The organism is Chitinophaga eiseniae, from assembly GCF_900167135.1.
Lineage (GTDB): Bacteria > Bacteroidota > Bacteroidia > Chitinophagales > Chitinophagaceae > Chitinophaga > Chitinophaga eiseniae.
Window position 1 is genome coordinate 1,077,489 of sequence record NZ_FUWZ01000001.1, and the last position, 23,820, is coordinate 1,101,308.

General features: G+C 51.3%; 18 protein-coding genes. 7 read left to right on the top strand and 11 right to left on the bottom strand.

Annotation, left to right across the window (positions count from 1 at the left end):
- Window positions 1-3: 3 nt before the first annotated feature.
- Complete coding sequence (locus tag B5D63_RS04570) at window positions 4-717, bottom strand: 2OG-Fe(II) oxygenase (RefSeq protein ID WP_078667560.1); 714 nt, start codon at window positions 715-717, stop codon at window positions 4-6.
- Window positions 718-902: 185 nt separating this feature from the next.
- Between B5D63_RS04570 and B5D63_RS04575 the strand changes: the two genes are divergently transcribed.
- The 3 genes from B5D63_RS04575 to B5D63_RS04585 are packed head-to-tail and all read left to right on the top strand — an operon-like array spanning window position 903 to window position 3,283.
- Window positions 903-1,898 (top strand): c-type cytochrome, encoded by a 996-nt coding sequence (locus B5D63_RS04575; RefSeq protein WP_078667561.1) that lies wholly within the window; start codon window positions 903-905, stop codon window positions 1,896-1,898.
- Between the two features lie 9 nt (window positions 1,899-1,907).
- Window positions 1,908-2,369, top strand: a complete 462-nt coding sequence (locus B5D63_RS04580; RefSeq protein ID WP_078667562.1) for a DsrE family protein — start codon at window positions 1,908-1,910, stop codon at window positions 2,367-2,369.
- 5 nt (window positions 2,370-2,374) lie between these two features.
- Window positions 2,375-3,283 (top strand): molybdate ABC transporter substrate-binding protein, encoded by a 909-nt coding sequence (locus tag B5D63_RS04585; protein WP_078667563.1) that lies wholly within the window; start codon window positions 2,375-2,377, stop codon window positions 3,281-3,283.
- A 112-nt stretch (window positions 3,284-3,395) separates the two neighbouring features.
- On the opposite strand, the gene B5D63_RS04590 is transcribed toward B5D63_RS04585, so the two are convergent.
- Both B5D63_RS04590 and B5D63_RS04595 read right to left on the bottom strand, forming a co-directional pair.
- Window positions 3,396-4,154 carry a class I SAM-dependent methyltransferase gene (locus B5D63_RS04590; RefSeq protein WP_078667564.1) on the bottom strand — a complete coding sequence of 253 codons (759 nt, stop codon included), beginning with the start codon at window positions 4,152-4,154 and terminating at the stop codon, window positions 3,396-3,398.
- Between the two features lie 60 nt (window positions 4,155-4,214).
- Window positions 4,215-5,090 carry an NAD(P)-dependent oxidoreductase gene (locus B5D63_RS04595; protein ID WP_078667565.1) on the bottom strand — a complete coding sequence of 292 codons (876 nt, stop codon included), beginning with the start codon at window positions 5,088-5,090 and terminating at the stop codon, window positions 4,215-4,217.
- A 344-nt stretch (window positions 5,091-5,434) separates the two neighbouring features.
- Between B5D63_RS04595 and B5D63_RS04600 the strand changes: the two genes are divergently transcribed.
- From B5D63_RS04600 to B5D63_RS04610, 3 genes are read left to right on the top strand one after another with little or no spacing between them, the layout of a single operon-like run.
- Entirely contained in the window at window positions 5,435-7,804 is a 2,370-nt protein-coding gene (locus B5D63_RS04600) for a TonB-dependent receptor (protein WP_078667566.1), read from the top strand.
- 26 nt (window positions 7,805-7,830) lie between these two features.
- On the top strand, window positions 7,831-9,072 hold the full coding sequence (locus B5D63_RS04605) for a DUF4374 domain-containing protein (protein ID WP_078667567.1): 1,242 nt from the start codon (window positions 7,831-7,833) through the stop codon (window positions 9,070-9,072).
- A gap of 9 nt (window positions 9,073-9,081) precedes the next feature.
- Entirely contained in the window at window positions 9,082-10,287 is a 1,206-nt protein-coding gene (locus B5D63_RS04610; protein ID WP_078667568.1) for a PepSY-associated TM helix domain-containing protein, read from the top strand.
- 152 nt (window positions 10,288-10,439) lie between these two features.
- Here B5D63_RS04610 and B5D63_RS04615 read toward each other — a convergent pair whose 3' ends face one another.
- Complete coding sequence (locus B5D63_RS04615) at window positions 10,440-11,531, bottom strand: LamG domain-containing protein (RefSeq protein ID WP_078667569.1); 1,092 nt, start codon at window positions 11,529-11,531, stop codon at window positions 10,440-10,442.
- A 125-nt stretch (window positions 11,532-11,656) separates the two neighbouring features.
- Here B5D63_RS04615 and B5D63_RS04620 point away from each other — a divergent pair, with 125 nt between their 5' ends.
- Entirely contained in the window at window positions 11,657-13,009 is a 1,353-nt protein-coding gene (locus B5D63_RS04620) for a hypothetical protein (RefSeq protein ID WP_078667570.1), read from the top strand.
- Window positions 13,010-13,106: 97 nt separating this feature from the next.
- On the opposite strand, the gene B5D63_RS04625 is transcribed toward B5D63_RS04620, so the two are convergent.
- The 7 genes from B5D63_RS04625 to B5D63_RS04655 form a co-directional block, all read right to left on the bottom strand.
- On the bottom strand, window positions 13,107-14,237 hold the full coding sequence (locus B5D63_RS04625) for a DUF4855 domain-containing protein (protein ID WP_078667571.1): 1,131 nt from the start codon (window positions 14,235-14,237) through the stop codon (window positions 13,107-13,109).
- A 30-nt stretch (window positions 14,238-14,267) separates the two neighbouring features.
- Window positions 14,268-14,945: a DUF4998 domain-containing protein gene (locus B5D63_RS04630; protein ID WP_078667572.1), complete on the bottom strand. Its 678-nt coding sequence runs from the start codon at window positions 14,943-14,945 to the stop codon at window positions 14,268-14,270.
- 18 nt (window positions 14,946-14,963) lie between these two features.
- A complete protein-coding gene (locus B5D63_RS04635; RefSeq protein WP_159455885.1) occupies window positions 14,964-16,169 on the bottom strand; it encodes a DUF5000 domain-containing lipoprotein in 1,206 nt (401 codons plus the stop codon).
- Window positions 16,170-16,200: 31 nt separating this feature from the next.
- The gene (locus tag B5D63_RS04640) at window positions 16,201-18,126 is read right to left on the bottom strand and encodes a RagB/SusD family nutrient uptake outer membrane protein (RefSeq protein ID WP_078667574.1); all 1,926 of its coding nucleotides are present in this window, start codon (window positions 18,124-18,126) and stop codon (window positions 16,201-16,203) included.
- A 17-nt stretch (window positions 18,127-18,143) separates the two neighbouring features.
- On the bottom strand, window positions 18,144-21,551 hold the full coding sequence (locus tag B5D63_RS04645) for a SusC/RagA family TonB-linked outer membrane protein (RefSeq protein ID WP_235021461.1): 3,408 nt from the start codon (window positions 21,549-21,551) through the stop codon (window positions 18,144-18,146).
- A 243-nt stretch (window positions 21,552-21,794) separates the two neighbouring features.
- The gene (locus tag B5D63_RS04650; RefSeq protein WP_078667575.1) at window positions 21,795-22,946 is read right to left on the bottom strand and encodes a FecR family protein; all 1,152 of its coding nucleotides are present in this window, start codon (window positions 22,944-22,946) and stop codon (window positions 21,795-21,797) included.
- Between the two features lie 148 nt (window positions 22,947-23,094).
- On the bottom strand, window positions 23,095-23,694 hold the full coding sequence (locus tag B5D63_RS04655) for an RNA polymerase sigma factor (protein ID WP_078667576.1): 600 nt from the start codon (window positions 23,692-23,694) through the stop codon (window positions 23,095-23,097).
- Window positions 23,695-23,820: the final 126 nt, after the last annotated feature.

Sequence of the window (23,820 nt, forward strand, 5' to 3'; positions counted from 1 at the left end):
GGCTCAACTTAAAGCGTCGTGGAAAATGATGCCCAGCGTATGCCTGTTACCGTTATGGACAGGGCTGACGCCATGTTTCATATTCACCCGGTAGTAGCCTTTGGTGCCTTTTACAGGCCTGAAGTTGGTGGTGAAGATGAGCATGCTGCCCCGCCCGGGTTGTAGTACATTGGCTTTGGACTGTGCCCGGGGAATCTGTTCTGTGAGTACAAATTCGCCGCCGTTATAGTCTTCTCCCGGTTCATTCAGAAAGAGTACTATCTGCATGGGAAAGTAAATATCGCCATAGAGGTCCTGGTGCAGCGTGTTGAAGCCGCCCGCACCGTATTTCAGGATGAGTACAGTAGGCTTGTCCTGCCCGGCAGCCTTGCATTGCAGCTGCAGCTCCTCGTGGGTGGCGGGGAAAGTGGTGTTGATGTGTAATACCTCCATCCATTTGTTGGCCACCGGTGCAATATAGCTGTATACCGTCTGCCGCAGGGCGGTGATCAGGGAAGATAAAGGATATTTAAAGTATTTGTATTCGCCGCTGCCAAAACGATAGCGCTCCATCGCGATGGTTTTTCGGTAGAGATCGGGGGAGGTGTAGTTATGGATCAGCTGTTTGCATTCTTCCGCCGATAACACATTGTCTACCACGCAAAATCCTTTGTCGTGCAACGTTTCGGTGATGCCGGCCCAGTCTCTGGATACCAGCCTGTCGATGATGTTCTTCATGTGTCTTTATTATATCGATACAAAAGTAGGATAACTACCATCCATGTAAAACCCGTTTCTTGCGGTTTTGAAAATCGTAATCGGTTTTATAACTTTCGGTTATGGATGATAATCAATAGTGATGATAACAACTTGGAGGCTGCTATTATCTTTGAGCTATTGAATTGTAAGGAAACTATAGTACAATGAAAAAAGACTGGATTCCCGTTTTGCTCTTTGCCACTACCGGCCTCGTAGTAGCAAAGGAATGCATCAGCGCCCGTCGTCAGAAAAAAAAGGATGACGAGGCTTTCGCCGCCTGGCTTACGACCCACCAGCCGGAAAATGTTTGGAGTGGCTTGAGCAGCAGCCAGATACCCAACTCCACGGAGCGTGGCCGCCTGATAGAATATGGCCACGACCTGATCGCTAAGACAGCGCAGTACCTGGGACCGCAGGGATCTGTTGCGCAGATCTCCAATGGCATGAACTGCCAGAACTGCCATCTGCAGGCAGGGACAGTGCCTTATGGCAACAACTTCGGTAAGGTGTACGCTACGTATCCGTTGTTCCGCGCCCGTAATAACGGTGTGCAGACCATCTATGACCGTGTGAAAGACTGTTTCGAAAGAAGCCTCAATGGTCATGCACCGGACACCGGCAGCCGTGAAATGCAGGCGATCTACGCCTACATCCGGTGGCTGGGCGAGGATGTGCCCAAAGGCACCAAACCGAAAGGCACCAGTATTATGAAGCTGCCCTATCTTGGCAGGAGTGCCAACCCTGCCGCCGGTATGCTGGTGTATAAGGAGAAATGCAGCAGCTGCCATGGTAAAGAAGGAGAAGGGCAACCTAGTCCGGTAGGACCGGGGTACAGTTATCCGCCCTTATGGGGACCTCACAGTTATAACGATGGGGCCGGACTTTACCGCTTAAGTAATTTTGCCGGCTTCGTGTATAATAACATGCCGTTGGGGACAAACTATCATCAGCCGCAACTGTCAGAAGAGGAAGCATGGGATGTAGCGGCGTTTGTCAACAGCCGGCCGCGGCCACATCTCAACCAGGATGGCGACTGGAAGCTGACGGCCAAAAAGCCGGTAGACTTTCCTTTTAAACCATATGCAGATACTTTTTCCGAGCAGCAGCATAAATTTGGTCCTTACCAACCGATAAGGGAAGCACAACAAATCACAAAATAAAACCCAGATATGAAGAAATTCCTTGTAGTTCCACTGATGTTGATGATGTATACCGGTTACGCACAAACGACGGATGCGCAGCTGCGCAAAAACCGCGCATATACTGGCGCCGTAGCTAAACAGAAACAGTATCATGCTATCTATCAGCTTGATAAAAATGATCCTAAAGTTATTCAGAAAGCTATCCGGAATATCAATAATGCCTTGAACGATCCCCGCCTCAAGGGGAAATTACAGATAGAGCTGGTGGCTTTTTCGGCCGGTACAGATGCTTATCTCAAAGGCAGTGAATATGAAGAGGCGCTGAAAGCGCTGGTGGGCCGTGGTGTGATCGTGGCGCAATGCCAGAACACCCTCGAAGAGAGAAAGATACCGAAAGAACAGCTCTACGACTTCATTGCGCTGGTGCCCAGCGGTAATGGAGAATTGATCATCCGTCAGGCTGAAGGCTGGTCTGTCGTTAAACCATAATAGCTATGAAGAGATTATTTTTTCCTGTGCTGCTGCTGGCTGCACTGACCCATAGCGCCTATGCGCAGGACCACCGCTTCGATCCGCCGTGGAACAAACCGCCCGAAAGTAAGGTCATGTTTACCGTGCCTGGTGTGGATAACGTACCGGACTTATATGGTGATATCAATGATCCGCAGCTGGTGGTGTTCTTTGCCGGTAACCAGTTTATGTGCATCGACGAGCTGCTGGACGCTTTTAAACAGCAATACCCTGCTTATCAGCGGGTGTTTGCGGAAACGCTGCCGCCGGGCATCCTGGCGCAACAGATAGCGGGTGGCACTCTCACGCTGGGCAATATGCGCATTACGCTGAAGCCGGATGTGTATACCGCTGGTAAAACAAGGATCACCGCGATGGCGGACCGCTTTACCCGCACGGAAGTGTATGCCTATAATAAACTGGCGCTGATGGTGCCTAAAGGAAATCCCGCGAAAGTGAACAACCTGCGCGATCTGGCGAAGCCGGGCGTGCGGGTGGCTATGCCTAATCCCGCGTGGGAAGGCATCGGCAAGAGAATCGAAGAAGCCTATGTGAAGGCCGGCGGCGAAGAGCTAAAGCACCAGATCATGGACACGAAGGTAAAAGACAGTACTACTTTCCTCACGCAGATCCATCACCGGCAGTCTCCCATGCGGATACTGTACCGCCAGAGCGACGCCGCGCCGGTATGGTACTCCGAAGCCTGGTATCAGCAGATGATCGGTCACCCGGTGTCGCTGGTCACCATCCCGGACAAACACAATATAACGGCCACGTATATGGCAGGACAGCTGAAGAACGCACCCCACCAACAGGCGGCGGCGGATTTTATGGACTTCCTCGTCAGCGACAAGGTTAAGGCTATTTACCGTAAGTATGGCTTTGATATTTAGAGATTTTTTGATTTACGATTTTTTGATTTCTGGGATGGAAAAATCGAAAGGAATCGCTTCGGTCTTCGTTCTTATAATTCCCGAAATCAAAAAATCGTAAATCGAAAAATCCCTACATGATCCGGCCCCAGTACATCCGCGTAGCATAATGAATGGTGATATGGCCGTCTTCCTGGAACTGATCGAACAACTGTTTTAAATCAGCTGCCATCGCGGGGTAGCGGGCATCATCCCGGGTGGGCATATACGAAGAAGAGAGCAGGCGTCCTTCCAGTCCGCTGTAATCGAACACCTGTTTGTTGGCAAACTCGGTGAGGGTTACGCCGGCCGGGTGAAAGAACTGTTCGATGACCGCGATATCGATATTACGGTGATTCAGTTCCTTGTACTGGTTGCCGTATTGCGCGATTAATTGCTCGTACGCTTTTTCAAACGGGGAGCCTGTCATCCGTTCATTCCAGACGAGGATAACGTATCCTTCCGGTTTTAAGATGCGCGTGAATTCAGCGCGGGCCGCTTCCTGGTTGAACCAGTGAAATGCCTGACCGGCAATGATCACATCGATACAATGTTTCTCCAGGGTAGTATGTTCTGCGGTACCATCTACTGCAAAAAATTTCGGATAATCTTTCAACAGTACTTCACTTTTCTCTCTCATTTCCCGGTTGGGTTCCACGCCCAGTACGGCACAACCTTTCTGCAGGAACAATTCAGCAGAGATGCCGGTGCCTGACCCGATATCGGCCAGCAACATACCGGGTTGCAATACGGACTGCTGTTCCAGGAAAGCGATCATCGCTGCCGGATAGTGTGGCCTGTATTTAACGTAATCTTCCACACGGTTACTAAAGCGACTGGTATTGTTTTGCATGTTACAATATTAACAATATTTTACCGCCCGGTGAAACGTGTGGAAGACTCCGTTTGACTGTTAGTAGGTTTTGTAGGCGGCGGCTACGTGTTCGTCGCCATAACCTGCATCCTGGGCGCGTTTGAAGATACCTTTGATAAAGGAAGGTACTTCCGCGGAGATATTCACATCTTTAGCCTGTTCAATAAACAAATCCATCGCGCCGGCGCACAGGTTCAGTGAACTATGGCGCTGGTGATAGTCGCCGGCTTCAATAATATCTCCCTGGTGTTTGAGCATTTCTCCCAGTGCCGGCGCCAGTTGAAGGATCATATTGCCCAGTGCGGTGGGCGGTAGTCCTTCTGACTCGAAAAGTTTAGTGGCATGGAAGTAGCCACCGATGGCGCCGAAGAGCACGGAGAGAAAGCCCATGTCCCAGGTGGAAGCCGCACCCGGGTCTTCACCCATGTACTGCAGTCCGGCGGCAACGATTTTGAGTGCAGCCTCACTTTGCGTATAGGCGTCTTTGTTACCAGACATAAAAAATACGGTATCCGGACGGCCTACCTGGTCGGGCATGGCCATAATGGCGCCGTCGATGTAGGTAATACCTTCTGCGGTGGCCCATGCGTCGAAGTCGCGTGCTTCTTTGGGGGTACCGGAGCTGAGTTGCACGAATACTTTCCCTTTTAAAGCCGCTGTTGCTCCCGGTGTTTGTAATATAGTGCGGCTGATCTTATAATCGGTCACGCAGAAGATGATGATATCTCCGGCGGTAATGGCTGCTGCCGCGCTGTCAGCCAAAACGGCGCCGGCTTGTTGCAGCGGCGCTGCTTTGGTAGCACTTCGGTTCCATACGGTTACGGTATGTCCTTCCCTGAGATAAGTGCGTACCAATGCTGCTCCCATATCTCCCAATCCTATAACGGTAATTTTGTTTTTTGTTTCTTTCGTCATCGTTGTATGTTTTATATGATGACACAAATGTCAAATGATTTCCGGTGCCGGACAATACAGGCAAAAATGTTCAGATACGGATTTTTTTTTCCGGGTATTTACCGCTTTGTTCGCAATGCGGAAAAAAAACGACGTATAATTTTTCCTGATATCGAAAATGATTTCATTTTTCACGGGGTACTTTTGCATCCGGTCAATTACCTATAACACATTGTACATTTCTTTCCGGATATGTAGCTCCGGATACTGACCAAACAATCAGGTATCGTCAAAAACCAGCGGCGGAATACGCCCGGCATCGCATTGCCTATACCCAACGGAAACGAACTAACAACATATAAACAATGCATATCAAAAAGATTCTACTGACAGGCATTTTGAGTATTTTATCCCAATTCCTCTATGCGCAAAGCAGCATCAGCGGCCACCTGAAAGACGCTGCCGGTACTCCCGTTCCCGGAGTGTCCATCAAAGTGCAGCATGGTACCGCTTATGCTGTTTCCAACACGGAAGGTTTTTATCATATTAAAAATATTCGTCCGGGTAAACATACCCTCCTGATATCTGCCGTGGGCTTTAAAAGCGAGCAGAAAGAACTAACCCTGAAAGAAAATGAACAACTGCAGTTAAATATCCGGCTGGAAAACGCTATCAGCGAAATCAACACCGTATCTGTGATCGGCCGCTCGGCCAGTCAGGAAGTAAACCGGCAGGCTTTTAACGTGACTGCTATTGATGCAAAAAAATTATATAACTCCACCCTCGATCTGTCACACGCGCTGGACCGCGTTTCCGGCGTAAGAGTGCGGGAAACCGGCGGCCTCGGCTCCCGGATGAACTTCTCTCTCAACGGTTTTACCGGCCGGCAGGTGAAATTTTTCCTGGATGGCGTGCCCATGGATAACTTCGGCTCTTCTTTCCAGTTGAACAACATCCCCATCAACCTGGCGGAAAGAGTAGAAGTGTATAAGGGGGTAGTACCCATCTGGCTGGGAGCGGATGCACTGGGCGGCGCTATCAATATCGTTACCAATACCAACCGCAACACCTATGTGGACGTATCTTATTCCTTCGGTTCCTTTAATACTCATCGCTCCACGCTGAATGCCGGCTACACTTCCAAAAGCGGTTTCACCGTGCAGCTCAATGCTTTCCAGAACTATTCAGATAATAACTATAAAGTATGGGTGAACGTAGCCGATATCAATACCGGCGATTATTACCCTAAACAACATATCAAACGTTTTCACGATACTTACCACAACGAAACCGTGATTGCCAACGTAGGCGTGGTGGGTAAAAAGTATGCTGACAAACTGCTGGTAGGCATCACCCTGGGGAAAAACTACTCCGAAATACAGACCGGCGCCCGCATGGTGAGCGTGTTCGGTGACTGGCACCGCAGAGGGGACATCGTTATGCCCAGCATTAAGTACGCCGTAAAAGATCTGTTCGTAAAAGGACTGAACCTCAACCTTACCGGTAACTACAACTTCGGTTACGAACAGAACATCGACACCGTCTACCGCCGCTACAACTGGTTCCAGCAGTACAAAGCGTACAAAGGCAAAGGCAGCGAGCGTGAACGTTCCATGTATAAGTTCCGTAACAACAACGGCCTGGCTACCGCTAATCTCAGCTACCAGCTCAGCCCGCGCCACTCGTTTATCCTGAACAACGTGTTCAATACGTTTAGCCGTTCCGGTAAGGATGAACTGTTCCCCGATGATCAAAAATATGATCAACCCAAAAAGGTCCGTAAGAACATCACCGGACTGGGTTACAAATTCGACTACAGCGAAAAATGGAATACTTCCGTTTTTGTGAAGAACTACTCCCAGCAGAACAGGTACTCCCAAAGCTACAATCCTTCCGGTAACTGGGGGGACGTAGCTTATAAAAGCCAGGAAAGCAGCTTTAATAAAGTAGGCTATGGTCTTGCTTCTACCTACTTTATCAAACCTGCTTTACAAGTAAAAGGTTCCTACGAAAAAAGCTACCGTCTGCCCGAAACAGAAGAATTATTTGGTGACCTGATCAACCTGGAAGGCAACGTGAACCTGAAACCGGAGAGCAGCAACAACTACAACCTGGGTATCAGCTACCAGATGCAGATTCAGAAAGACCACCGTCTCAGCTTCGACGGCAACCTGCTGTACCGCGACGCCAAAGACTTTATCCGTCCCATGCTGAACCCTAACCAGACCAAACAAACCAACGGTAACCTCGCCGATGTGACCAATCTGGGTGTGGACGGCGAAATCCGTTATTCTTACAAACAACTATTTACCGCCGGTGTTAATATGACTTACCAGAACCTGCGTAACAATACCCGCTTTGAAGAAGGCCAGAAAGAAGAAAGTCCGTTGTACCGTGACCGTATTCCCAACATGCCGTATCTCTTTGGCAACGCAGATGCATCTCTCTTCTTCCATAACGTGCTGAGGAAAGGTAATACGCTGACACTGGGCTACAACTTTCTGTATGTACATGCTTACTACCTGTCATGGCCCAGCCAGGGCGATGAGAAGCTGGAGATCCCGCGTCAGTTCTGTCAGGACGTGAACCTGGTGTACAGCCTCGCCAACGGCAGATACAACGTTGCGCTGGAATGTAAGAACCTTGCGGACAACCGGTTATATGACAACTTCACCTTACAGAAACCCGGACGTGCTTTCTATGCCAAGGTGAGATACTTTTTCAATAAAAACTAACAAGGACAGCGGTTAAATAAACAGTCATGAAGAAAATCAGCAAATATTTGTTTCTGGCGGCAGGCATTGTATTTTTTATGTCTGCCTGTGATAAGGAAGATACACTCAGTACAGAAGACTTTCAGGAATACGAGCCACAGGGCCGTACCAAATATATCATCACGGCCACGCCTGTAGGTACCACGGGTATCGCCGATTACCTGCTTACCGCAGATAACGTCAGCAGCGGCTCCATTTCCACCGCCGGTAATGGTAAAGAGCAGGACGGCTCCTACCGTTATTACCTGACGCATAAAGGACGTTTCTTCAGTCTTCTTTACGGACAAGGTAATCCCGGTGACGTGACCACTTACCGCCTCACCCAGGAAGGTAAACTGGTGATGACCCGTTTTTTCCAGGCGGAAACCGTACAGGTACTGGCCAAAGTGCAGGATGAACTGCTGCTCATGAAGGTGCCCCGCTCCGGTAATGAGAACGCCTCTTTTTACAGGATAGACGCATTGAAATCCCGTGTGAATGGTGAGAAGCAGGTGAATATCGTGCAGCTGGCGGCCAACGGTGAACGTGCCCACTTTACCTGGGCAACGCAGGTCGGCAACAAAGTGTTTGCGCCATATATGAGCATCAAAGGATGCTGTGGTGACGCTTTCGGTACCGCTTACCCCGACAGCAGCTGGATCGCTGTGTTCTCTTATCCTGACCTTACCCTGGAAAAAGTGATCCGTGATAACCGCACCAGCTTTATCGGCAATTACTTCAACAACGGTCTGGCGGTAACAGAAAAAGGAGATGTGTACGGATATTCTCCGGCATCTGCCAAGAACGGCTCCAAATACACGTCCACCAAGCCTTCTGCGATTGTGCGCATACTGGCTGGCACTACCGGGTTCGACAAAACTTACTTCTTTAATGTACAGGAAAAATCCGGTGGTTATCATATCTCTTCCCAGATGTACCTGGCGAACAACAAAATGTTACTGATGATGTATGATAAACCCGGTGCTTTCAATGGTAACCTGAAACTGGCGATCGTGGATGTGGCCAATCAAACTTTTGAATGGGTGAAAGGCGCGCCGGCAGAAATTATCAGCACCTCTGCACCTTACAATAACAATACGCTGTCCGACGATGGCAAGACTGCTTTCATCGGTCTGAATACGCCTTCCGGCAACTGGATTTATAAGATTGACATTGCTTCCGGGACCTTTGCGCCGGGAATGAAAGTGGAAGGTGGCACTATCACCGCGATCACTAAAATGGTCTATTAATCCGCAGTTATGAAAAAAACGCCGAAAAAGAAACAGCACAAATCTTTGTTTTACCGGATCTCCGCCTGGCTGCATCTCTGGCTGGGACTCATCTCCGGTATTATCCTGGTGATCGTGTGCCTGACAGGCTGTATCTGGGTCTTCAACGAAGAGATCACCGGATGGATGCAACCGGAAACAAAGATCGCGCGGCAGGAAGCGCCGGTGATACTCCCGTCCCGCATCCTGGAGATAGCGGCGCGGGAGTACCCGGGTAAACCGGCCAGTTACGCCATCTACCGCGAGGACCGGGTGATAGAAGTCAATGTAGGCGGACGCCGTAGCGGCTCTACGCTCAAATTGAATCCTTACACCGGCGATGTGGTAGCGAAAGTGACCCGTAAAGACGGGGAGGTGGATTTTTTCCGCTGGATATTAAACGGGCACCGTTTTCTGTGGATGCCTTACAAGATAGGCCGGCCGATCGTCAACTACAGCACGCTCGTTTTTGTGATCACGCTGGTGACAGGAATGGTGCTGTGGTGGCCGAAGAAATGGAACAAAACCACCCGTGAGCAAAGCTTCAAAATCAAATGGGGCGCCAGCTTTAAGCGGGTCAACTACGATCTGCACAATGTGTTGGGCTTTTATTCACTGCTGATATTGTTTGCGATCGGAATGACGGGTATGGTATGGGGAATAGAATGGTACAGCAAAGGATTGTATTGGGTGACCGCTGGTGGAAAAGCTTTACCGGAGTATAGGGAGCTAAAGTCCGACAGTACGCAGGCGGCCAGCAACCGTCTCACCTTAGGACAGGCGATGGACAAGACCTGGCAGCAGGTGGCCGCTAAAAATCCCCGTGCCACCGGTTTCTATATGAGCTTCCCGGACACGGGCAAAGCGGCATCTGCTATCTCGATGATCGTATATCCCAGCAAGGGGCAATACTATAACAATGTGCGGTATACCTTTGACCGTCACACGCTGGCGGAGATAAAGGACAACAGCGTATACGGGCAACCGTATGAAGAAGCCGGTTTTGGTACCAAGCTGCGGCGCATGAACTATGATATTCACGTGGGCAGCATCATGGGCCTGCCGGGCAAGTTCCTGGCTTTCTTTGCCAGCCTTATCGGCGCTACTTTGCCCGTCACCGGTTTTCTGATCTGGTGGGGACGAAAAAAGAAAAAACCGCAGCCGGCGCCCGCCAGAAAGGCCGTAGCGGTTGTGTAGGGATTTGTGATTTAGGGATTTTTTGATTTACGGATTTACGGATTTACGGATTTTGCGAATAAAAAGCGAAGATCAAAGCACTATATTTAGTCCGCTTTGGTCTTCGCTTTTAGCTATATACGAAATCAGGAAATCCGTAAATCAAAAAATCCCTAAATTGTTAACCGGATATCATCGAGGTCGTCCATACGGGCAATGATGCCCCAGCCGTAGAAGTCATTGGCAACCCCGATGACCAATTCATTGGCGCCCGCTTTGAGCGGCAGGTAAAAAGATGTATTGTCGAGGGTGCAGCGGCCGGCGGGTACTTTGGCCAGCGGCGTGCCGTAGATATTTTTATCGAGGTAGACCGGCTGACCGTTGATGTATACCCATACGTCGTCGCTGAAGCCGAGGTGTATTTTTTTCATGCCGGCAGCCTGGGCGCGGATCGTTGTTTTCAGCCACACGATGCGGCGGGTGTGGCTCATGCCGAATTGCCGGGTGAGGTTGATCAGCCCCCGGCGCTCTGCGGCAATGGAATCCCAACGGACCTCTTTGGGAAAGCCGCGGAGCATATTCAGCTCCTGCGGCAGGCTGTCGGGTTGGCTGACGAGCCATTTGCGGAGGTAACGGGGATCATTAAACGTAGGATCGTTTCCCGGCACGGGAGAGAGTCCTTCTGTTGCACCGGGTTTGATCACCAGGTTGGCGATGTAGGCCTGTCCGTCGAAAGCGATGGCGCCGCGGTTGGTATTGCCTTCGAGGTAGGGGACCTGTAATACCGGCTGATGATTGACATAAGCTCTCATCTGTCTTCCCGAGATGACCAGTTTCACATGATTCCACCTGCCCTTGTCGAAAGGAGCGTTGCCCTGGAAATGATACAGCATATCCCAGAGGTTCACCCCGTCAATATAAGGCACGTACTGTACACCTTGCGGCGCATAGGGTTTGCCGGCGAACGGCGTCCGGAAATAGAAGCATTCTTTTTCCCTGGCATCGGCCCTTCTGAAGTAGAAGGCGGTGAAATCGTTGCCGAATGGCTCAATATCATATTCTATGGTACCATCTGTGAAGTCGGGGCCTTTCAGCAGTGCGTGACTGTCGGGGTCTGTCAGTTGCATCGCCGGCACATCGCGGTGGGTCAGGAACCGCACTTTGTCAGGTGCAAATTCCCATTTGCCGGCTTTTAAAGGTATTTGTTGCGCCATTGCCTGCATGTTTATAAACAGCAGTGCCATCCAGGTGATTTTTCTTGTCATGAGCTGTCGGTTTTAGGATTTGAAATTCACATGCGGCAAAAGTGAATAATGAGTAACTTAAAGGCGATTCAAAGCGTCAACAAGTTCGTTCAAGTGTGTGCAAGTTTCTAAGTTATTGTTTGTAAATGGAAAACAATATTGATAATTACTATATACGTTTGTGCCTGCAACAGGTGGAAACAAAGTTGAAACGGGGAGGTTCATCTGAATGGACCACGTACGACTTTGACAGGCTAAGTGTGGAAATACAGGAAGTAACGGGTGTATCGCTGAGCGTTACCACGCTGAAGCGGTTATGGGGAAAGCTTTCTTATCAGCATATGCCAGCCATGACTACGCTGAACACGATCGCCCGTTTTGCAGGGTATGAAGACTGGCGGGATTTTAAGCAACGGTCATCCGTCAGTGGCCAGCCGGCGTTATCTCCTCTTCCGGAAGAAGAACTGTTTCCCGGGAATCATCTCTCTACAGAAAATTCACCAACGGCTGGTCATCTCCCGGAAGAAAAGGCAAAGGGGGATCATCTGACCTTACAAGATAAAAAACGCAAGTGGTATGTGTTGTTCGCGGTACAACTACTGGTCATAGCTGGCGCGCTGTTTTTATGGGGCCGGCAGCCGGCCCGAAAGGTGAACGCAGCGGCCTATCAATTCAGCAGTAATAAAATGGTCAGCGAGGGCGTGCCCAATTCCGTGATCTTTCACTATGATGCATCTGCCGCCGGCGATGATACTGTATTTATCGCACAGACATGGGATGTAAGCCGTAAAGTGGCCGTGCCGAAGGACAAACACCAGTATTCCGCGATCTATTACGTTCCCGGTTACTTTAAAGCCAAGCTGATGGCAGGCGCGCAGATCGTGAAAACGCATGACCTGCTCATTACTTCCGGAGGCTGGGTAGCGTTGTCAGAAGGTGATGCGCCGGTGCCGGTATACTTTAAAAAAGATGCCTTTCAAAAGGATAGCATCTTGTCGGTGGACGTGCCGCTGCTGCAGCAAAACTTTCTCTACGACCGCCCAACACCGGCTAAGATCCGTTTTGTGAACGTGCGGGAGATGGACTCGCTGCAAAACGATCATTTTGTTTTTGAAACGATGGTCAGCAACCCGAAGAACGATAAAAGCGCCGCATGTCAACGGGTGGAGGTGCTGTTATTATGCAAGGACGATGTGATCATGGTGCCGTTATGCCCCAAAGGTTGCGTGGGCGATCTGCAGCTGTATGGCAGAGGTAGCGGGGTTTCAAGTAAAGATGCAGATCTTTCCGGCTTCGGCTGCGATCTTGACAACTGGGTGCCGCTGCGGGTGGAAGGGAATGGCCGGCAGCTACAGTTTTGGGTAAACGGAAAACTCGCTTACGAACTGGACTGTCCCAATGCGCCGGCAGGAATCATAGGCCTGCAATACCGTTTCTTTGGCCCCGGCGCCATAAAAAACACCCGGTTCATACAGGACGATAAAATTTGGTCATTTTGATATTTTGGTATTTGGATATTTATCGATTCCTTATGTAATCAGCACACTTAAGTAACCTGTAAATATCCAAATACCAAAATAACCAAATATCTAAATATTACTGGTCGGCCGCTTTTTGCCGGGTGACAATAATATCTGACAGCCGTTTCACCAACCCTTTTATTTCCGGATCGGTGCTGAGTGACATTTTCAGCCATGCGCCACCGCCTTCATAGTAAGCGACGGGCAGGTTGGCCCATGCTCCGGCTTTATCAAATTCATTGATATAATCTGTGTACTTCTGGCGATAGCCGGCCTGCGTCATCAGGCGGTCGTCGAATTCCATTTCAAGCGCCATCTTATTGGTCTTGGCAAAATTGATGGCGCCGGTGAGGATAGAATAAGGAGACGACAGGTCGAAGAAATAATTCGGTTGCTGATAGGCGATATCGAAACCCATTGTTTTCCAGTTGGCGGCTCCTGCGGCGCCATAGTAGGGTATCCAGTAAAAACGCTGTTGTTTGTTATGCAGGATGTTGGCCACTGCCGGCAGGATCTCCACGGCGCCGGTATTTTGTTCTGCTACCCAGTAAAAGCCGGACAGTTCGATGTGTTTAAAGTTCGCAGCCTGGAATCTGGCCATGGCTGTTTCTATGAACCAGTTACAGGCAGCCACCCTGTCAGCGCTGTCAGCGAAGTTGAGGTTTTTGCCATTCAGCTCGCCCCAGTTGCTCAGGCTGCGGATTGGCTCCGGCAGGGTAAGCACCACTTTCCTTTTTCGTACAGGCTTTATATTTAGTTGCGCCAGGCTGTCCAGCACATCGTCCAGGGCGTGCAGCGCTTTGCCGCTTTCGAAGTTGCGGTCCAACAGCCATTGCCATTCTGTTTTGCCGGCAGGTGTTGGCTCGTATCCTTCTGCATATTCGTGGCCCATACCATCTGTGAATTCTATGAAAAGAAAACCGTCGAACAGCCACTCTATGCCGCCGGTGGCTGCCGGGCGGTAGATGTAGGGCGTCAGCTGGTCTTTGGTCCAGGGCAGCCGGTGGCTGCCTCCCTGGTAAATGAGCGCCAGGTCGGAAATATACCACACCGGTGCCGGCTTCGGTTTGGGTTTCGCATTGACGGTGGCGGTGTTTTCTTTTTCGTCCGGACCGTTTGCCAGCTGTGCTTTCTGGCAGGAGGTGGTGATGGAAGCCGTAGATACCATAAAGGCGAGGCTTGTCACGAGTAATGATAGTTTTAACATGATAATACCGTTTTAAAACGTGAACGATGGTTATTGAGGTGTCCGGGTGACAGCGGTTGTATAGAACGTGTCTATGCAAAGCGTATCCGGACGGAATAAGGTGCGGTAACTGAAACTGCTGCCGGGCTTGTAGTCCGTCAGCGTAGTGCTGGTGGCGGCACGCGGCGCTTTCACCTGGATGGTGGCGCCCGCGTTGCTGGTGTAGGTCACTTCCATACCGGTGACGGTTTCTTCTGCCAGTCCCCAGCTGAGAACAACGTTGCCATCGGAGATGACAGCATCGGTGAGCGCGCGGTTCAGCAGGCTGTTTTTGTAGATGCTGCCATAGGACCGGCCGGTGATATAAGCAGGTACTGAGCGGGAGCCGTTGTTATTCCACGTATATACTTCAAAGCTGTAAGTGCCTTCGGGCATGTTGCTGAAGAGGTGGTACATGGAATCCACGCCCTGACTTCTTTTGACAGGCATGACCACAGAATCCTTTTTACTGTTATAGTAGATCGTGACGCCCGTGATTTTGGGATCGGAGATCAGCAGCCAGGTGAGCTCCAGGCGGCCGTCGCCGGGCAATACCTTCAGGGAGTCCACGCGGCCGGTATAGGCGATTTCCTCCCGGCCTGCGATGTCGAGATAGGCGTCCATTTTAGAGCAACTGACAAAGATCATCATCCCCATGAACAGATATAATAACAGCGATTTATTTTTCATGTCGTATATGTTTGATCGTTATTGGGTATCTCCCCAGAAAGTGATTTCGGAAAAAGACATGTTACCGTTGCCCATCCAGTTTTCCAGGCATTTGATACGGATATACCGGAAGGCTGGCAGCCCGTCGGGGAAGTTGGCCATATCACCACGCAGCCATACTTCCGCATCTGCGTCGTTGTATTGTTCGCCCTGCAGGCCGGAAGGTTTCTCCTGTTCGTAGTACAATATTTTGGTCCAGTTGTCCCAGCTGCCGTCGGCAGATGGATTATTGCTGCCCCACAGTTCGTACTTGCGCAGGCCTTTGTTAATGAAACGATAGTAGTGATTAAGACGGAAGCGGCTGATATGTGCGGTCTGTCCCAGGTCGATGGTGACATGAATGGGCCTGCCATCAGTAGGACCGTTGGTAGAGAGGTTGAGCCAGTTGTTGCCGTTACCGTCATACGGACTGTTGAAAGTGGAGGAATACCGGCCGTCCCAGATGAACGGATAGGCGATGTTCCATTCGGTGGTATACACCGGGCCGTCGCCGGGGAATTTGATCTCCCTGAATTTTGCTTTGTCCAGCATTTTTTCAAACAGCGGTGTAAGCTCCTGGAAAACGGTATCGGAGGTGTTGCCCCATTTATCGCGGATGAACACGCCGAAGCGGGCTTTGACGGCCGGCAGGCCACGGAAGGTATGATTGCCCTCTTTGGCGGCACTGAAATAGGTATCCAGCAGCGTGAGCGTTTTCTGTACGGAGTCGGGGCCGCAGAAACCTATTTCCAGTTCTGAACCGGTGGGGTTTTTGAATTTCAGGTTTACGCCGCCGAAATCGGCTACCATGACAAATGATTTGAACACGTCGGTAAAAGGTGGTTCCAACGGATGGATAGTAAAAGATACCGGAGTGGAACGTACTTCGCTTTTGTTGACAGAATAGAGTTTTACTTCATAGCGGGAAGTATCGCCCAACCCTTCTATCTGCAGGGTGTTGGTATAATAAGAGGCTTTGAACTGCCGTACTACGCCTTGTTTGGTGGTCACTTCCGCCAGCACGTACAGGAGGTTGCTGCTGGAAGGCAGCACATACGTGAGTTTGGAGCCACCGGGGATCGGCTGTTCTGTGATCTTTGTTACATTTTCAGGGGGCGTGGCATCGTCTTGTTTAGGTTTCATTATTTCGTCTTTGCAGGCAAAGAGCTCGCAGGCAACGAAGAGCAGAAGAATATATCGTTTCATAAATAACATGAATTGATGTTAAAGGAAAGGGTTACCAGCCGGGGTTCTGTACGAGGTTGGTGTTAACGGTAAGGTCGTATTCACGCAGTGGCCAGAGGTAGTCGCGCGGCGCCACGAATGTTTGCTGGAACAGAGTCCGCGGGCGGTAATATTCGCTGGCTACGCGCTGGTTCACATCCCATCCCAGTACCGGTTTATTTTGGTAGACCACTGCTTTTTTCCATCGTCTCAGGTCCCAGTTGCGGGAGCCCTCGAAGCACATTTCTATCATTCTTTCCTGGTGGATGATTTCCCGCAGTCCTTCTTTGGTAGAGAATTTACCGGGGCTGGTGGAGTAGTTGCTCCAGGAGTTGACCACGCCGTCGAGGCCGGCACGTTTACGGATTTTGTCCAGCCAGGTAATGGCGTCGTTGCCTTTGCCGGTTTCGTTCAGTGTTTCTGCGTAGAGCAGGTACAGATCGGCGAGGCGCATCTCCGGCCAGGGATAGCTTTCCGTGGTGTAACTGTTGTTGGTCTGGGTAAATTTCCAGTTCACCAGTTTCTTGGGCCAGTAGCCTGTTTCGGAGTAGAACTGGTCGGACACTTTGCCCTGTGGCTGTCCGAACTTGGCTTTGATGGTCCATGCGTTTTCGTCGGTGGCATTGCTTTGCATGAACCAGCGGCCGCCATCAAAGCCCAGGCAGGCATAGAAGCGGTTTTCCCGGTCGAAATTGAGCCTGGCGGTTGTATACCCTTCCTGTATGTCCAGTCGTTCTTCGTAGGTGCCTACCCGTTGCTCGTAGCGCCGGCCATAGTCCCACGTTTTATCTTCATTGATCGGTACGCCGTGTTTGCTGTAGAAGGTCTCCGCCATTTTGATGGTGGGCGCCATGTAGGAATTGAGATAGGTGGGATTGGGGAAGGAAGGGTCTATCCTGTCTACCATGGAATAGGTTTGCAGCACATTGTCTACGCGGCCGGAGAGCGCCCAGATGGTTTCCGTGTTCCAGCGTTCGGTGATGCTGCCGCGGATGCTCATCTGTATGGCGGTAGAAGGAGCCAGCTTCACGAAAGGATCGGTGAATTCGTACAGGCGGATACCTGCGCCGGCGCAGGTTTGTATGGCTGCTTCGCAGGCGGCGGCGGCTTTTTCCCATTTGGCTGCGTCGTAGTTAGGATTAAAGAGCAGCTGTCCGTCCCTGTCTTTGAACGAGGAGTAGTCGGGGTTGCCGTTGAACAACGGGCTGGCAGCCATAACGAGCAGTTTGGCTTTGAGCATCTGTGCGGCGGGTTTGGTAACGCGCCCCAGCTCTGTACCGCGATTGGTAATTTCCACCGGCAGCTCGGCGGCGGCTTCGTCCAGCAGCCGGACGATATACTCCACTACTTTATCCACCGGGTCCCGTTTTACTTTTACTTGTTCCGGCGTGGCGGAAACAGGCAGGCTTTTATCGGTGATGGGGATGGGGCCGTACATGCGTAACAGGTAGAAGTGATAATATGCTTTAAGGAATTTCACTTCTGCGATCCAGCGTTTCTGCATATCGGGACTGAGGTAGGCGATGTGGCGGTAGGATTCGCCTTCGAACATGTTTTCGAGAAAGATGTTACAGTCGCGGATGGCTTTGAAGTATGGTTTGGCATGGTTGCTGCCGTTCCAGAAATCCACCCACGGGTTGACGACGTTCTGTTCGCCGCGGGCGATCTTCCAGGGCGATTGGTAGAAGTAGTTGTTCTCGTAGTAAGTCCACATATCGTCTGCGCCAAAGAACAGGATGTTGGATACCGGGCCTGCATCGGGGAGGTAGCCGAAGCAGGTGTACAGGTATTTTTCCGCTTCTGTTTTATTGGAAAACGCGTTGGCGAGGGTGACTACGTTGTCCGGAACGATATCCAGGAAAGGTTTTTTACAGGCGCTGGTGAGCAGGCCTGCGGCGAGGATTGTTCCGTATATGCTGTGTAGAAAATTTTTTTTCATGTGACAAGTGTTTAGCATTAGAATCCGAGGTTAATGCCTGCGTTGACTACCCTTTGTACGGGATAGCCGAGACCGTTACCTCCCATTTCCACGTCCCATAATTTAAAATTGCTGAACATGAGCAGGTTGAAGCCGTTGGCATAGATGCGTAGCTGGCTGAGGCCATAACGTTTCAGGCCGCGGGGAGGGAGCGTGTATCCCAGCTCCACGGTTTTGAGCCGGAGGAAAGCGCCGTTGCGCATCCACCAGGTGGACGCCTGCAGGTTATTGCCCTGGTAGCTGTAGCTGAGGCGGGGCCAGAATGCGTACAGGTCGCGGTTATTTTCAGACCAGTGGTTGTCGGCGATCACCTGCAGCAGGCCGTGCTGGTCCATGGTGGGAGATACGGACCCATCGCCATATGTATAGTGTTCGGTGATAAAAGGCGAGATAGCCCCGGGGTTGATGAAGATGGATGAACGGCCGGACCCCTGGAAGAAGGCGCTGATATCGAAAGCGCCGTAACCGAAGGTGAAACCGAAGCCGTAGTTGAGTTCCGGCGTGGTGGGGTAACCGATGGGCACCCTGTCCAGATCGGTGATCTGGCCGTCTCGGTTAATGTCTTTATATTTTATATCGCCGGCCATGTACTTGCCATAGTTCTGACGCGGAGAGTTCAGCACTTCATGTTCGTCGGTGAAGTAACGTTCTGCCACAAGGCCCCATCGCTGAGAGATCGGGTAGCCTACACGGGACAGGTACTGGTTCTGCTCAGCGTAGAGCGGTTCTTCGTTGACCAGTATTTTACTGGTAGCATAAGTGAAGGTACCGCGTACCTGCAGCCATGTCTTTTTGCCGAAGTTACGTTTGTATTCCATGGTCATGTCTACGCCGCGGCCCTCTGCAATACCCACGTTGGCCTGTGGCGTGCCGTACAGTCCCATGGAGGAGGGGATGTAAGCGCGGGACATCAGGATATTGGTACGGCGTTCATGGAAGAAATCTGTTTCCAGGTGGAAATTTTTAAACAGCTCCAGTTCGAAACCCAGGTTGGTTTTGTAGGCTTTCTCCCAGGTGATGTCCCTGTTTTCATAGCGGTTGATCCGTACGCCGGGCCTGCCTTCTGTGAAGTTCTCGCCGAACGTATAGCCGTTGCCGCCGCCGAGGTCTACGTTGGAGAGGTAAAAGAAGCGGTCGTTGGTATCGCCGATCTGGTCATTACCTACCAGGCCGTAGGTGGCCCGTAGTTTCAGCCGGGATATAACGGGCAGCAGGCCGGAGAAAAATGTTTCATTGCTCACTGTCCAGCCACCGCCGATAGAGGGGAAGAAGCCCCAGCGGTGATTCCTGTCAAATCTTTCAGAGCCGTTGTAGCCGAAATTAAATTCCATCATGTAACGGTCATCGTAGGCGTAGGTGAACCTTCCGGAGATGCCCTGGTTACGGCGAGGCAGCGAAGCGATGAGACTGCCGGCGTTGGCGCTCAGCTGGTTGTTGAGGATGGTGATGAGCATACCGTTTACGGCGTGGCGGTCGTTGATCACCTTATCATAGTTCACGGCTGCTTCCATGTAGGTGAAGGTGGTCACCTGCTTGTCGCCGGGGCTGTAGTTCAGGTATTCGGTGCCCTGCGTTTCGTTGAGCAGGGTGAGGCCGCGGAGCCCTTCTTCCGGGTCGATGCTTACGCTGTAGTAGAACGGATTGAAGCGGCGGCTCATGTTAAAGAACGAATACCTTTTGGTATAGGCCATCATCCTGGCTGACAGTCCTTTGGTGATGAAGTTGAAGTTCTGCTTCAGCTCCAGCTGTGCGATCAGTGTGGAGGAACTTTCCTGCTGGAAGCCGGAGACCGCGCTGGCGAAGGGGTTGGTGTAAAAGCTGCCGTCGTCGGCTTTCATGTTGCCGAAGAGGGGATGTTTTTCATCGGGGGCAAAGCTGGCGGGGAACCAGGCGGGGAATCGTACGGGCGTGGCGCTCATGGCCTGCCGGAATATTTCACCGCCGCCTCTGATAGGACCGTTGTAATCGGAGAACCTGCCGGAGGTGCGCACCACTGCGTCGGTAGTGGGCGTGAGTTTGATATTGATATTGGAGCGGATCTCGTAGTTGCGGGTTTTAACGTTGCTGTTGAAATTATTGTCGTTGATCGTACGAAGCACGCCGTTGTCGATGTTGTAGGTGGCGCCGATATAGTATTGTGCTCTTTCCACCCCGCCATTGAGGTTGAGGTTGTAGCGCTGGTTGTTGGTGGTATTTTTCACCAGTTCGTTGATCCAGTTGTTATTGGGATATACATAAGGATCGTCGCCGGCAGCGGTATGTGCTATCTGGCTTTGCGTGTAAGGCCTTGTGGTGAGCGGCTCGCGGGTGATCACCGCTTCGTTGGCCAGTTTCATATAGGTGATATTATCCGCCAGTTTGAAGTTGCGGGTATTGGAAGAGGTGGAGTTCTCAACGCGTACGTTAAACCTTGTCTTGCCCAGCTGGCCGGACTTGGTAGTAACGAGGATGACGCCGTTGGCTCCCCTGGCGCCGTATAACGAAGAAGCGGTGGCGTCTTTCAGGATAGAGAACCCGGCGATGTCGTCCGGCTGGATGCGGGCGAGATCGTTGGGTGTCATTTCCATGCCGTCTATGAGTATGAGCGGGTCTACTTTACCGCTGCCAAAGGAGGTGATGCCGCGGATAAAAAATTCCGCGTTGTCGCGGCCGGGTTCACCGCTGCGCTGGAAGGAGATCACGCCTGCCAGTCTGCCTGCCATCATGGTGGTGAGGTTGCTGGTAGGGCCTTTCAGCTCTTTGGGGTTGATGGTGGTGACGGCGCCCACCATGCTGTTTTTTTTCTGGGTGCCGTAAGCGACGATGGCTACTTCATTCAGTTTGCTGTCGACCGATTGCAGTACGGCGGTGATCGTGCCGCTGCGGGCAACGGGTATCTCTTTCCTGTCGAAGCCGATATAGGTAAAGATCAGCACGTCTTTAGCGTTCATGCGCATGGTGAAGTGGCCGGTTGCGTCTGTCTGTACACCTTTTTTGGGATCGGACTTCAGGGTGACGGACACGCCTGGCAGGGAGAGGCCGCTGCTGTCCGTTACTTTTCCGCGGATGACGATGATGGAATCGGCGGCCGGATTACGTACAGGCGTGGCCGTTTCTCTCTCCCGGATAATAATGGTGGAGCCTACTACCGACCAGGTAAGGGGAAGGTCTTTCATACAGGCTTTCAGTGCCTCTTCCAGCGAGGCGTTGGATACGGTGATGTCGATACCCTGTGTGCGTTGCAGCATCTGGCGGTCGCCAATAAAGCTGCAGCCGGTTTGTTTTCGGATGGACTTCAGCACTTCCAGCAGGGAGGCATTTTTCTGGTGAAGTGTCACCTGCTGGCCGAAGGCGGCGGCGGTAGCCTGGAGGGTAGCTGCGATCATCAGAACGAGCGTCAGTTTCATAAACAGCAGAATTGTGGGGGGCAAGCCACTGGCCTGCATACCCCGTTTGACCTTTTGTTTAAAAAGCATAAATTTGGTACGCGTGGTTTAATGTGTTAAGAATTCATTCAGTTCACTGATGAAGGATTTAAACCGGGCAATAGTTTCCCCGGACGCGTCGCAACCGCGTCTGGGTTTTTCTTCCGGTGGTCCTGTTGATGGAATTACATGTTGTTAATTTTGGTTGATACGATATGCTGTTTTTTACGGTGATACGATAATCTTTCTGCCTGCTGACCTGAAATGTATTTTTCCTGTGAGCTCCAGTATTTTCAATACTTCGCTCAGGTTTTCATTCCGTGAAATATCTCCTATAAATGCCTGGTTACTGATATTGCCTTCGTACTCCACCTGTATATCATACCAGCGTTCCAGCTGCGGCATGATATCGCGGATGTTGCCGTTGAAAATAAAGCGTCCTTCTTTCCATCCCAGTTCCTGGTCGGTGTCTGCATTGCGGATCGTAAAAGTGTTGCTGCCTTTGGGCAGCACGGACTGCTGTCCGGGCGCCAGTTGCAGGGTGTTATTGCCGGTGGTGACCGCTACTTTCCCTTCGGCCAGGGTGGTGCGGATCTGCGCTTCTCCGGGGTAGGCGCTGACGATAAAACGGGTGCCCAGTACGTGTATCTGCATGGGGCCTGTTTTTACGATAAAAGGTTTGCTGGCCTGCCGGGCCACTTCAAAGTAGGCTTCTCCGCTTACTTCCACCGTACGGTCGTTACCGTTAAAGGCAACAGGGAAGCGGATAGAGGACGCAGCGTTGAGCCATACCCGTGTGCCGTCCTGCAGTAGCAGCTGGTATTGTCCGCCACGTGGCGTGGTAAGGGTGTTGTACACCGTGGTGTTGGTTTCTCCCCGGGAATTGTATTGCAGCAGGCCTGCCGCTATTTTGACTATGTGGCTGGGTTTGGCGGCGCCGGTGGTACCGGTGCTGTCCAACTCGAGGGTGGTGCCATCCGCCAGTTGCAGCGTAGCGCGGGTGGTACCCGCAACGATGCCGGCCACCGATGTGATGTGCGGCCTGTTCACGGAGTATTGCCACAGTGCATAACTGCCGGCTGCAAATAGCAGGGCTACGCCTGCAACGAGGGAGCGTTTCCGCTTCCACCAGGGAAATGATATGATCCGGGCCGGTTGCTGGCGGTCCAGTTCGCGCAGCATACGGTCCAGCAGCACCCGGTCGGCCGGCAGCCACACGGGATGCTGTTCCATCAACAGGGTGTATTCGTCCAGCAGACTTTGTACGTCCTGTAACGGTTGTTCGTGAATCCATTGCTCAAAGGCCGCATGTTCTTCAGTGGTAGCGGTCCCGGCAGCGTATCTTTTCACAAAGAGGCCTGCTTCTTCATTGTTCATAAAGCGACATTTTGGTTGCACAGCTATTAATAAGACACGCGTATCCCAAAATAAGACAGGTCAATTAGAAAAAAAATTTTTTAATTCTTGGGAAGATATCCAAATCGTACTTTAATAGAAGTCACAAGATAAGTATATGGTCAGGGTATTAGCGGTAATTTTCGAAAAGGGTAAGGAACACCAGTAGCGAGGCGGTGATGTCCCCGTGTTTTTGCAGGTAGTCGCGGATAAAATCAGATGCGGCATACAGGTGTTGTTTGACAGCAGAGGAGGAGATATGCAGCTGGTCGGCGATCTCGTGTGTATTCAGGCCGCCTTCATGGCTCAGGCGGAATACTTCCTGCCGGCGCTTGGGCAGTTTCTTGATGGCGTCTTTGGCCAGTTCATAATATTGTTTGTATTGCAGCAGTTCGCCGGCATCGGCATTCCCCGGGGCGTCTTCCTCCGCCATCATCTTCTGTACCCGCAGTTTCACTTTCGCGCTCCGGAAATAATTGAGCACCTGGTTGCGGGTGACACGGAAGAGGAAGCTGCGCATGGAGCGGACTTCCCCCAGCGTTTCCCGCTTCATCCAGATACGGGTGAACACATTCTGGAGGATGTCTTCCGCGTCTTCCTTCGACCGGATAAAAAGATAGATATAGCGGTATAACTCGCCGGCATGCTGCTCATATAACAGCACAAAAGACGCGCTGTCGCCGTGGCACAGGTTCGTCATCATTGCAGCATCGTCAGGCAGGTTATTCATATCAGGTCCATGAAAATTACATCATCGCTGTTGGCAGCATTAGCAGCTTTAAGATAGCTAAATCAGATTAATAATCAAATTCCCGGGGCTAAAGCCCCGGGCGACTGTAAGCGGGTCTTTTAGTTG

Excerpts from the sequence above, each read along its gene's own strand:
- B5D63_RS04570 (WP_078667560.1), bottom strand. The coding sequence starts at position 717 with ATGAAGAACATCATCGACAGGCTGGTATCCAGAGACTGGGCCGGCATC.
- B5D63_RS04575 (WP_078667561.1), top strand. The coding sequence starts at position 903 with ATGAAAAAAGACTGGATTCCCGTTTTGCTCTTTGCCACTACCGGCCTC.
- B5D63_RS04580 (WP_078667562.1), top strand. The coding sequence starts at position 1,908 with ATGAAGAAATTCCTTGTAGTTCCACTGATGTTGATGATGTATACCGGT.
- B5D63_RS04585 (WP_078667563.1), top strand. The coding sequence starts at position 2,375 with ATGAAGAGATTATTTTTTCCTGTGCTGCTGCTGGCTGCACTGACCCAT.
- B5D63_RS04590 (WP_078667564.1), bottom strand. The coding sequence starts at position 4,154 with ATGCAAAACAATACCAGTCGCTTTAGTAACCGTGTGGAAGATTACGTT.
- B5D63_RS04595 (WP_078667565.1), bottom strand. The coding sequence starts at position 5,090 with ATGACGAAAGAAACAAAAAACAAAATTACCGTTATAGGATTGGGAGAT.
- B5D63_RS04600 (WP_078667566.1), top strand. The coding sequence starts at position 5,435 with ATGCATATCAAAAAGATTCTACTGACAGGCATTTTGAGTATTTTATCC.
- B5D63_RS04605 (WP_078667567.1), top strand. The coding sequence starts at position 7,831 with ATGAAGAAAATCAGCAAATATTTGTTTCTGGCGGCAGGCATTGTATTT.
- B5D63_RS04610 (WP_078667568.1), top strand. The coding sequence starts at position 9,082 with ATGAAAAAAACGCCGAAAAAGAAACAGCACAAATCTTTGTTTTACCGG.
- B5D63_RS04615 (WP_078667569.1), bottom strand. The coding sequence starts at position 11,531 with ATGACAAGAAAAATCACCTGGATGGCACTGCTGTTTATAAACATGCAG.
- B5D63_RS04620 (WP_078667570.1), top strand. The coding sequence starts at position 11,657 with ATGGAAAACAATATTGATAATTACTATATACGTTTGTGCCTGCAACAG.
- B5D63_RS04625 (WP_078667571.1), bottom strand. The coding sequence starts at position 14,237 with ATGTTAAAACTATCATTACTCGTGACAAGCCTCGCCTTTATGGTATCT.
- B5D63_RS04630 (WP_078667572.1), bottom strand. The coding sequence starts at position 14,945 with ATGAAAAATAAATCGCTGTTATTATATCTGTTCATGGGGATGATGATC.
- B5D63_RS04635 (WP_159455885.1), bottom strand. The coding sequence starts at position 16,169 with ATGAAACGATATATTCTTCTGCTCTTCGTTGCCTGCGAGCTCTTTGCC.
- B5D63_RS04640 (WP_078667574.1), bottom strand. The coding sequence starts at position 18,126 with ATGAAAAAAAATTTTCTACACAGCATATACGGAACAATCCTCGCCGCA.
- B5D63_RS04645 (WP_235021461.1), bottom strand. The coding sequence starts at position 21,551 with ATGAAACTGACGCTCGTTCTGATGATCGCAGCTACCCTCCAGGCTACC.
- B5D63_RS04650 (WP_078667575.1), bottom strand. The coding sequence starts at position 22,946 with ATGAACAATGAAGAAGCAGGCCTCTTTGTGAAAAGATACGCTGCCGGG.
- B5D63_RS04655 (WP_078667576.1), bottom strand. The coding sequence starts at position 23,694 with ATGAATAACCTGCCTGACGATGCTGCAATGATGACGAACCTGTGCCAC.